Source organism: Paracoccus sp. (in: a-proteobacteria) (assembly GCF_047973135.1).
Taxonomy (GTDB): domain Bacteria; phylum Pseudomonadota; class Alphaproteobacteria; order Rhodobacterales; family Rhodobacteraceae; genus Paracoccus.
This window is the reverse complement of sequence record NZ_JBKEBL010000109.1, coordinates 1-8,639: the sequence shown is the minus strand read 5'-3', so window position 1 is coordinate 8,639 and position 8,639 is coordinate 1. Positions and strand designations below refer to the sequence as shown.

Here is an 8,639-nt window from a genome sequence, read left to right as displayed (position 1 = left end):
AAGGAACTCAGCTATATCCACGCCGAGGGCTATGCCGCAGGCGAACTGAAACACGGCCCTATCGCCCTGATCGACCGCGATGTCCCGGTGATCGTGGTTGCCCCGCATGACGCGCTGTTCGACAAGACCATCTCGAACATGCACGAGGTCATGGCCCGCCACGGCCAGATCCTGCTGCTTTCGGACGAGCAAGGTATCGCCGAGGGCAGCGAAGGCACCCGCGCCACGCTGAAAATGCCCTCTGGCGGCGGCGCCTTCCGGCCGATTCTCTATACCGTCCCCATCCAGTACCTCGCCTATCACACGGCCGTCGCCAAAGGCACCGACGTGGACCAGCCCCGCAACCTGGCGAAATCGGTGACGGTAGAGTGAATGGCGGGGTGTGGAGTTATACCTGACGACTTTCTTTTGATTGTGCTGTCAGGCTATAACCATTTGATTTTACGCTGATGCTGCGCCAATTGATCATCATATTGGCTTCCGTCAGCTATATTGGTAAGCCTCGGGATGGTCCAGAACGTCCTGCGCCAGTATCGAAAGATCGATTTTGCGGGGGTGCCCCTCGCGTGTCGCCTTGGGCGCAGGCGACTTCGCCCATCGCGTCAAACTGGCAACCCCGACAGAAAAACGCGTCGCGGTCTGGGCAAAAGTCAGCCCTTCCTTCTCGCGAACGGACAGGACGTGGCGGCGGAAATCAAGCGAATAGGCCATGACGCAGCGCGCCGGCGAAGGTCTGGGTCTGCCAGTGGCCGAAGGGCGCGGGATCGACAAGGCGCTGCCCACGCGATGCGCTCAGGTACGCCGTTCCGTGCCGGCAATGAAGGCATCCAGTTCGGCGCGGGTGCCTGCGCCCTCCATCGGGCCGCGCCGGGTGACGTTGCGAGCACCGGCGGCGCAGGCATAGGTCAGCGCGGTTTCCACCGGCAGGCCGAGGCGGCGGCTGGCGACATAGGCGCCGCCGAAGCAATCGCCCGCACCGGTCGGATCGGTCTCATCAACGGCAAAGGCCGTCGTGTCCACGCGGCCCCTCAAGTCGTCTGTGTCGTGGCCGAACCATGTCGCCCCGCGCGCCCCGCGCTTTAGCACGATCTCACCGACGCCCATCCGGAACAGCCTGTCGATGGCTGCGGCCTCGCCGGTGACGCCTGCGGCGCGTTCCAGTTCGTCGCCCGAGGGCAACAGCAGATCGGCCTGCGCAATCAGCCGGTGAAAGCGGTCCTCGATCCCGGCGCTGTCGTGCAGCTCCTTGCGCAGGTTGGGATCGACCGAAATCGATCCGCCGCGCGCCTTGACGATGCCGACCGCCCTGTCGATCACTTCGCGCGCGCCTGGCATGGCCAGCGCGGTGCCCATGACATGCAGGTGCCCGGCGCGTGCGACGGCTGCCTGAACGGCGTCGGTCCAGCCAAAGCGGGCGGCGGCCGAGGTGGCGATGTTATAGACGAAATCCCGGCTGCCATCGTGGCGATAGCGGACAAAGGCGCTGCCGGTCGGAAATTCGGGGTCGATGGCGATGGCCGAGACATCGACCCCGTCCCGCCGCAGCCGGTCCAGGTTGAGCCGCCCGAAATCGTCATCCCCCACCGCGCCGATCATTGCCGCATCGCAGCCCATCCGCCCGCATTGGTCGATAAAGATCGCCGGTGCGCCACTGGGATAGGGGCCGGTCAGCGGTTGCGCGTCCAGAAAACCGTCGCCGATGGTGGTTGCCATGATCTCGACCAGGATCTCGCCGACGGTGAGGGTCGGGCCAAGCGTGTGGGGGGACAGGGGCAGGGTGGTCATTCGGGTTGTCCTTTCGTCGCGGCGGAACCGGCGGGGGCATCGCCCTCGGGTGCCGGGCCGCCCGTGGACAGAAAGCGCTGGTGCAGCAGGCAGGCCACGCCGAAGGCGGATCCGTATCCGGCATTGTCGTCGGTCGCGATCCGGGGCAGCGGAAAGTCGATGGACCGGATCGCCGCCATATGCGCCGCGACGCGGGCCGGGACGAGAGGGTACAGCATCGCGACCGAGCCGCCCAGAACGATGCGCTCGGGATCCAGTACCCTGCATGCCTGCACCAGCGCCCGTGCCAGATGGCGCGACCAGTCCTCGGCGATGGTGACGGCGCGGGGTTCGCGGTCGGCGACATCGGATAACAGTTCAGCAAGGCCCGCGTCATAGCGGCCGGTTGCCGTGCGATAGCCGCTGACAAGCGCCTCGCGCCCGATCAGTTGTTCAAGGCTGGCATGGTCGCTGTCGCGCATCAGCAGATGGCCGATTTCGCCCGCAAGGCCGTGGCCGCCGCGAAACAGCTTTCCGTCGATCAGGATACCCCCGCCGATGCCGGATTCCATCAGCAGGAACAACGTGACCCCGCCCGCGCCGTGACGATAGCCATCGCCAAAGGCAAAGGCATTGGCGTCGTTTTCGATCATGACCGGCACGCCGACGGGCAGGGCCGCCCGGACGATTTCCGTCAGGTCCAGGTCGCGCCAGCCGATCAGCGGGGCAAGGCTGACGCTGCCATCGGGTCCGATATGCATCGGGGCCGAGACGCCGACGCCCCGGCAACGGGCAATCCGGTCCGGTTCCATCGGGCTGAAGGCAAGACCCACCGCCTGCGCCACGACCTCGTCCACGGGCATCGCGGTCGTATCCAGCGGCAGGCTGCGGTTTCGGGTGACGCGGGCGCACAGGTCGATTTCCACCGCCGAGACATGTTCAACCCCGATCTCGATCCCGATGAAACAGGCAGCATCGGGGACCAGTTCCAGCAGGATTCCGGGCCGCCCGGCGCGCTGCGTGTCGGTCCGGCCGGGGGTGGGGGTTTCGACCTCGCGCACCAGTCCGCTTTGGGTCAGCGCGCCGGCGATCTGGCCCAATGACGACCGGTTCAGCCGCAACCGGCGGGCAAGTTCGGCACGGCTGAGACGCCCCTCGGCATGCAGGCTTTGCAGCGCGGCGGTGACATTTTGCTGCCGGATACGGCGGGGCGAACTGCCCGCCCCGTCAGGGACGCGCATTCGTGGCGCGACGGCGGCGGGCCTCGTCCATCTTGCGGCGGATGAAGGCCATGGCGTGAACGGCCAGCGGGTCGTTTTCCGTCCAGGTGTCGCGCCAGATCGCACAGGCCAGCGACAGCGCCTCATCCACCACGGCGACCGAAAAGCTTTCGAACACGATGTCGCGCTGATAGTCGATGTCCAGCAACGCGTCGAAGATCAGGTCGAAATTGATGACCCCGTCGCCCAGATAGCCGCGATTGCTTTCACCGATATGGAAATAGCCGATCCTGTCACCTGCCAGGCGGATCGCGGCGGCGGGGTTCGCCTCTTCGATATTCATGTGGAACGTGTCCAGATGCAGGCGGACATGGTCGGATCCGGTCTCGTCGATGAATTTCAGGCCCTGCGCGGTGGTGTTCAGCAGGTTGGTTTCAAATCGGTTCACGACCTCAAGCACCAGATCGACATTCGCGGCCTTTGCGATTTCGGCGGTGCGGGCGATGGCGCGGACGCTGTTGTCCCAGCCGCGCTGCGTCGGCTGGCGGTTGTATTTGGTATGCGCCGAATACAGGATGCCGCCCAGCTTGTTGCCGCCGATATCGCGCACCGCCCGCACCGCATCGGCCAGCATCGCCTCGCCCGCGGCGACGGTCGCCGGATCCTCGGCCGAGACGTCCTTGTCCAGCGGCAGGCCCATGGTGACGCCGATTTCAACATCCAGCGACTGCGCCAGACGCGCCAGACGGTCCAGGTCGAATTTCTCGGGGCGCAGATAGGCGAATTCGATGGTGCGATAACCATGCTCTGCGGTCTTGTTCAGGGCCATTTCCAGCCCTTCCTGCGTCTGCCCGCCAGTCCAGACGAATGAGTGAATTCCCAGCCTTCCCATAAGTTCCTCCGGATATGCCGCACCATTCGTATGCTGTAACAACAAATACAGGTGATTTGCGGCGGACCGTTCCGCCGATGCCCTGCGGCAACGTCACAAAGCGACAATACCAACACAGTCTGCCAAATTTGCTGCGTGTCAATACAAATATTGCGGAAATTTCGTGTCAACCGGGGTGGAGGTCGTAAAAAACAACTGGATTATCGTCCTTACAAATGTATCATCCGAATGATTGCGGGGTAAGGAAAGCGGGGTCTGCCCATCGGGGCGGCCCGCTCAGGAGGGGAATGATGACGCTTGAAAAATTCCGGCTGGACGGCAAGATCGCACTGATCACCGGCGGCAATCGCGGGATAGGTCTGGCCATCGCACAACTTTTCACCGAGGCGGGCGCGTCCTGCATGCTGGTCAGCCGGTCGCGGACCGAGGGGTTGCAGGCGCTGCTGGACGACCATCCCGATCAGGTCGCATGGATGCAGGCCGATGTGAACGATACCGATGCGCCCGGACTGATGGTCAAGGCGACGCTGGACCGGTTTGGCCGACTGGATGTGCTGGTCAACAATGCGGGCATCGCCGATAACGGCGATTTCCACGATTTCGACGATGCGCGGCTGAAGGCGATCATGGACACCAACCTGATGGCCCCGTTCCGCATCGCGCGCGCGGCGGTCCGGCCGATGCTGGAACAGGGTGGCGGGTCCATCGTCAATATCGGTTCGATTTCGGGCTATGTCGCCAATACGCCGCAATTGCAGGTCGCCTATAATGCCTCGAAGGCGGCGGTTCATCAGATGAGCACAGTCATGGCCTTTGAATATGCCGGGCGGGGGATCCGGGTGAACGCGCTGGCGCCGGGCTATGTCATTTCCGACATGACGGCGGGAGGGATCGCCAATGAGGAATGGAACAAGGTCTGGACCGAGAACACGCCGATGGGCCGCTTTGCCCGGCCCGAGGAAATGGCGACCTGCGCGCTGTTTCTGGCATCCGACGCGGCCAGCTATGTGACCGGCGCGGTGCTGGTCGCCGATGGCGGTTATCTGACACGATAGGGGGAAGACATGGGCGAAAGCTTGCAGGGAAAGACCGCGCTGATCACCGGCGCGGCATCCGGGATCGGACTGGCGACGACACGGGCGCTGATTTCGGCGGGCACGCGGGTCGTCATGGCCGACCGCGACCGCGCCGCGCTGGACAGGCTGACGGCGGAACTGGGCGAGGGCGCGGTTGCGCAAGTGACCGATCTTCTGGATGCCGAAAGCTGTGCGGCGATGGTACCCGAGGCACTGGCCAAGGTGGGCCAGATCGACATCCTGCATTGCAATGCGGGCACCTATATCGGCGGCGATCTGGCCGAAACCGACGCAGCCACCATTGATCGCATGCTGAATCTGAACGTCAATGCCGTGATGAAAAACGTCCACGCCGTCATTCCGCATATGACCGGGCGTGGCACGGGCGACATTATCGTCACCTGTTCGGTCGCGGGCCATTCCGCGATCTCGTGGGAGCCGGTCTATTCCGGTTCGAAATGGGCGATCACCTGCTTTGTCCAGACCATGCGGCGGCAGCTTAACAAGCATGGCATCCGTGTGGGCCAGGTCTCGCCCGGTCCGGTGATTTCGGCGCTGCTGGCGGACTGGCCCGAGGAAAACCTGAGAAAGGCAAAGGAATCCGGCAGCCTGATCGAACCGGCCGAGGTCGCCGATGCCGTCCTTTACATGCTGACCCGTCCGCGCAATGTCACCATCCGCGACATGATCGTCCTGCCGACGAATTTCGACGTCTGAGGCGGTCATGGGCGATTTCGACGGGCTGACCGTCCTGGTCACGGGCGCGGCGGGCGGCATCGGGCAGGCCATGGCCGAGTGCTTTGCGGCGGCTGGTGCGCGGCTGGCGCTGGTCGATGTGAAGGATGCGGGCGATCTGGCCGCAGGGCTTGGCCCGCAGCACCGTGCCTTTACGCTGGATCTGGCCGATCCGCAGGCGATTGCCGATATGGTGCCGCAGATCGGCGACGATATGGGCATCGACGTGCTGATCAACAATGCCGGTCTGGGCATCGTCTTTCCGGGCGCGGAAACCCGCATCGCCGACTGGGACGCGACCATGGCCATCAACCTGCGCGCGCCCTGGCTGATGGCCTCGGCGGCGCTGCCCTTTCTGAAACGCTCGGGTCGGGGACGGGTGATCAATATCTCGTCCCAGGCGGGGGTGATTGCCATCGACGAACACGCGGCCTATGGGGCCAGCAAGGCGGGGCTGAACCTGCTGACCAGGGTGCTGGCGGTGGAATGGGCGGGCTTTGGCATCACTGTCAACGCCATCGCGCCCACAGTGGTAGAGACGCCGATGGCGCTGGTCGGTTGGGCGGGCGAAAAGGGCGAACAGGCCCGCCGCGATATCCCCGTGGGCCGATTTGCCCGCCCGTCCGAGGTGGCGGCGGCAGCGCGCTATCTGGCATCGGATCAGGCGGGGATCGTCACGGGCGAGGTGCTGATGACCGATGGCGGTTATTCGGTGCGCTAAGCGTTACCTGTCGCCTGTCCGGCCCCGGCGGGGCCTGTGTCAGCCCGAGCGCCGGACAGGCAAGGGTTGCGCAGGTGGAAAGGGGGCGCGGGCCGGGCAAAGCCCGACCCGCCCGCTGCCGCCCGGCCGGGCGCGCGCTTCGCGCACAGCCGGTCTGTCGTGGCAACGGCCCCGAGAACAGAACGTTCCGGAAAACCGGCTGTGCGTAACAGGGCCCTTTTTGCATCGGGTCGAAGCGCAGTTCCTGCCCGGAATTAAACGGGCAAGCCATGCCGGCCCGCTGGCTGGAACGGATATGGCCCTCATCGAAAGGGGTCAACCTTCCGGGCCGCCGGTGCAAATGCGCGGGCCGGGCAGGTTATCCCGCATGGCTTGCATCAGGCATCCCGCGCCGACCCGAGGCCGGATCTGCCGTGCGACCTTCGCCACCGGGTGCATGATGGTCCGCCGCAGGCTTTTGCAGGGGGTCCGGGGGGCGCACAGCCCCCCCGGCCATCGCGGGACGCAAATCCTCCGGCGGTGACGTCACACGACGAACCCCGGCAATACCCGGCGGTGGTGTAAAAGCGATCGCCCGGCGGGCGGTTTGCCGCTGGCCCGGCACGCTTTGCGCTTGATTCGGGCCGGGTCTGCCGTTCAGCCGTCGCCAGCATCAGCGTAAGATCAAATGGTTATAGCCTGACAACATAATCAAAAGAAAATCGTCAGGCTATATCCGCGCCTTCGGCCATCACGAACAGTCAGCCTTCAGGGCCGTTGTTCTCAGACGTCCAGTTCCTCGACGAAACGGGCGTTTTCCTGGATATATTCGAAGCGCAGTTCCGGCTTTTTGCCCATCAGCCGTTCGACCAGATCGCCGGTTTCGCCGCCTTCGTCATCGTCGATGCTGACCCGGATCAGCTTGCGCGTTTTCGGGTTCATGGTCGTGTCCTTCAGATCCTTGGCGTCCATTTCGCCCAGACCCTTGAACCGCTGCACGTCGATCTTGCCCTTGCCGCCCAGACCCTTCGCCAGCATCCGCTCTTTTTCGGCGTCGTCGGCGACATAGATGCGATGCGCGCCCTGTGTCAGCCGGTACAGTGGCGGGCAGGCCAGATACAGATGGCCCTTGTCGATCAGGGGCCGCATCTGGGTGAAGAAGAATGTCATCAGCAGGCTGGCGATATGGGCGCCGTCCACATCGGCATCGGTCATGATGATGACCTTGTCATAGCGCAGGTCATCGACATTGAAGCGCGAGCCCATGCCGACCCCAAGTGCCTGACACAGATCGTTGATCTCGGCATTCGATCCCAGTTTCGAACTGGCCGCGCCCAACACGTTCAGAATCTTGCCCCGCAACGGCAACAGCGCCTGTGTGGTCCTGTCGCGTGCCATCTTGGCCGAGCCGCCCGCGCTGTCACCCTCGACGATGAACAGTTCGGTCCCGTCACGGGTGCCGGTCGAACAATCGACCAGCTTGCCGGGCAGGCGCAGCTTTTTCGTAGCCGATTTCCGGGCCGTTTCCTTTTCTTGCTTGCGGCGCAGCCGTTCCTCGGCGCGCAGCACCAGGAAATCGAGGATCGCACCCGCCGATTTCGTGTCGGCGGCCAGCCAGTTGTCGAAATGGTCGCGCACGGCGTTTTCGACCAGCCGCTGTGCCTCAGAGGTGGCCAGCCGGTCCTTGGTCTGGCCGACAAATTCCGGTTCGCGGACAAAGCAACTGACCAGCGCGCAGCCCCCCGTCAGCAGATCCTCGCGGGTGATCTGGGCGGTTTTCTTGTTGCTGACCCTTTCGCCATAGGCACGCACGCCTTTCAGGATCGCGGCCCAGAACCCGGCCTCATGCGTGCCGCCCTCGGGGGTGGGGACGGTATTGCAATAGGACTGGATAAAGCCGTCGCGCGACGGCGTCCAGTTGATCGCCCAGTCCACCTTGCCCGGCGTGTTGAACTTTTCCCTGAAATCGACCGTGCCGGCAAAGGGCCGGTCGGAATAGGCGGTCGCGCCGTTCAGCGTTTCTGACAGGTAATCGGCCAGACCGCCGGGAAAGTGGAACACGGCCTCGCGCGGGGTTTCGCCATCGTCGATTTCCGATTTCCAGCGAATCTCGACGCCGCTGAACAGATAGGCCTTGGATTTTACCATCCTGATCAGCCGCGCGGGCTTGAAGCGGTGATGACCGAAGATATCTTCATCGGCATGGAAGGTCACGGTGGTGCCGCGCCGGTTGGGGGCCGCGCCGATCTTTT

The 8,639-nt window shown here is 64.2% G+C and carries 9 protein-coding genes; 4 read left to right on the top strand and 5 right to left on the bottom strand.

Translation table 11 applies throughout. The features are described from left to right. Window positions 1-372, top strand: a 372-nt coding sequence (locus tag ACK5L9_RS08435; RefSeq protein ID WP_416911024.1) for an SIS domain-containing protein, incomplete at its 5' end; no start/stop codon positions are given. 111 nt (window positions 373-483) lie between these two features. Here the strand turns inward: ACK5L9_RS08435 and ACK5L9_RS08430 are convergent. The 4 genes from ACK5L9_RS08430 to ACK5L9_RS08415 form a co-directional block, all read right to left on the bottom strand. Further along, window positions 484-711 carry an IS630 transposase-related protein gene (locus ACK5L9_RS08430; RefSeq protein WP_416911023.1) on the bottom strand — a complete coding sequence of 76 codons (228 nt, stop codon included), beginning with the start codon at window positions 709-711 and terminating at the stop codon, window positions 484-486. A gap of 81 nt (window positions 712-792) precedes the next feature. After that, the gene (locus ACK5L9_RS08425; protein ID WP_416911022.1) at window positions 793-1,785 is read right to left on the bottom strand and encodes a sugar kinase; all 993 of its coding nucleotides are present in this window, start codon (window positions 1,783-1,785) and stop codon (window positions 793-795) included. Further along, entirely contained in the window at window positions 1,782-3,005 is a 1,224-nt protein-coding gene (locus tag ACK5L9_RS08420) for an ROK family transcriptional regulator (protein ID WP_416911021.1), read from the bottom strand. Before ACK5L9_RS08420 ends, ACK5L9_RS08425 begins: the two co-directional genes overlap by 4 nt. After that, the gene (locus ACK5L9_RS08415; protein WP_416911020.1) at window positions 2,992-3,876 is read right to left on the bottom strand and encodes a sugar phosphate isomerase/epimerase family protein; all 885 of its coding nucleotides are present in this window, start codon (window positions 3,874-3,876) and stop codon (window positions 2,992-2,994) included. The genes ACK5L9_RS08420 and ACK5L9_RS08415 overlap by 14 nt, the downstream gene beginning before the upstream one ends. Window positions 3,877-4,163: 287 nt before the next feature. Here ACK5L9_RS08415 and ACK5L9_RS08410 point away from each other — a divergent pair, with 287 nt between their 5' ends. The 3 genes from ACK5L9_RS08410 to ACK5L9_RS08400 are packed head-to-tail and all read left to right on the top strand — an operon-like array spanning window position 4,164 to window position 6,408. Then, a complete protein-coding gene (locus tag ACK5L9_RS08410) occupies window positions 4,164-4,931 on the top strand; it encodes an SDR family NAD(P)-dependent oxidoreductase (RefSeq protein ID WP_416911019.1) in 768 nt (255 codons plus the stop codon). 9 nt (window positions 4,932-4,940) lie between these two features. Then, the gene (locus tag ACK5L9_RS08405; RefSeq protein ID WP_416911018.1) at window positions 4,941-5,669 is read left to right on the top strand and encodes an SDR family oxidoreductase; all 729 of its coding nucleotides are present in this window, start codon (window positions 4,941-4,943) and stop codon (window positions 5,667-5,669) included. 7 nt (window positions 5,670-5,676) lie between these two features. Beyond that, window positions 5,677-6,408 (top strand): SDR family oxidoreductase, encoded by a 732-nt coding sequence (locus ACK5L9_RS08400; protein WP_416911017.1) that lies wholly within the window; start codon window positions 5,677-5,679, stop codon window positions 6,406-6,408. A gap of 762 nt (window positions 6,409-7,170) precedes the next feature. Here the strand turns inward: ACK5L9_RS08400 and ACK5L9_RS08395 are convergent. Further along, window positions 7,171-8,639 (bottom strand): toprim domain-containing protein (locus tag ACK5L9_RS08395; protein WP_416911016.1); only part of this gene is annotated, 1,469 nt, incomplete at its 5' end.